Genomic DNA, 1,414 nt, shown 5'->3' on the forward strand with positions numbered 1-1,414 from the left:
TTCATGTCTTTTCATGCGCTCCATTTTATCAGCTCGGCACTTTACACACAATCCCTTAGTTTTAAAACAGACTCTAGCCTTACCCGGGCCCTCTCAAAACAAAAGCAAGGCTTGGAATTACGGTTTGTAATTCCAAGCCTTGCTTTTTATTGTGGGATCAGAAGATATCATCCAAAATCTCTTCAATGATATCGCCGAAGCTGTATCCTCTCATCGCCTGGCCAATGGTGCGGGTCTCGCCTTCATAGGTCACCTTGATGGCCTTCACCGCAGTCTCCAGCAGGGGCGGGAGCACAAAGTAGACCACCACGAAGGTGAGCAGAATGCCCACAATGTAGAGCATCCAGAACTTGCCCTGGTCCGCAGTGGGGGTGATGGCCTGGGCGGTGGGGACGCCCATGACAATCCAGGCCACAACCGCCGCGCCCAGGAACACAAAGCCCAGCTTTATGGACAGGATAAAGCCCACAAAGGAGGCGGCCAGCAGGACGGTGACAAAGATACTGTTGGCGCCGCTGGCGATGAGGGCGTCCGGGAAGGACACATTGGACTTCATAATCTTGGCGATGCCAAAGAGGATCGCACTAAAGGCCACCGCGCACACCAGAGAGAATACGGCGCCCGACAGCAGGCTGACCAGGAAGGAGGGGGAGATGGATGGCCCGCCAAAGCCGAACCCGCCGCCGGCCGCGTCCAAAATCATGCTGGTCAGCTTGGACAGCGCGGAGAAGAGGACCAGTCCGCTGACCACCGCCTGGATGGCCAGGAGCATAATGGCCAGGGGGAGGTCCTTGCGGCCCATGAGAACCTGGGCGGCCTCCACCGGGGCGCGGAAGTAGGTCTTAAAGAAGGGAGCCACGTTGCCGGCGGCCTGCTTCACCACCGGGGGAACGGCAGGCATCTGATATCCGCCGCCGGGCTGCTGGTATCCCCCCGGCTGCTGGCTGGGCTGGGGCGGCTGGTAGTAGCCCCCCTGGGGCGGCTGCTGGGGCGGATAGTAGTTGTTGTTTACCGGCGGCTGCTGAGACTGCTGAGGGGGCTGCTGCGGCGGCGGCAGCTGGGCGGCCTCTGCCTGGGCTTGGGGACAGGAGCAGATCTGTCCGTCTGCCAGCTGCGCGCCGCAGTGCTTACAGAATTTTGCCATGGATCAAACACACCTTTCTTGTCCGGCGGCCGGGGCAAATCCCAATTCACCCCGCCGCCGGACTTTCTTCTCTCTATTATAGCACATTCGGGGAATCTTGTAAATCAAACGTTGAAAAAGTTGAAAACCGGCGGTGTAGGGGTACAATACATATTGGACAGGAAGGGAAGAAAACAGCAGGAGGATGAGGCCGCATCCTTCATGAGCAAGAGTATAACACAGGACATGGCATACAGGCAATCCCTAATGAAATACGCGGAGAAATACGGC

Annotated in this window: 1 protein-coding gene; it reads right to left on the bottom strand. The window is 57.8% G+C overall.

Features of this window, described 5'->3' with window-relative positions; translation table 11 throughout:
- Positions 1-157: 157 nt before the first annotated feature.
- Positions 158-1,144, bottom strand: a complete 987-nt coding sequence (locus D1159_RS18855) for a hypothetical protein (protein WP_161847119.1) — start codon at positions 1,142-1,144, stop codon at positions 158-160.
- Positions 1,145-1,414 lie beyond the last annotated feature (270 nt).

The organism is Pseudoflavonifractor sp. 524-17, assembly GCF_009935845.1.
Classification (GTDB): Bacteria; Bacillota; Clostridia; order Oscillospirales; family Oscillospiraceae; genus Pseudoflavonifractor_A.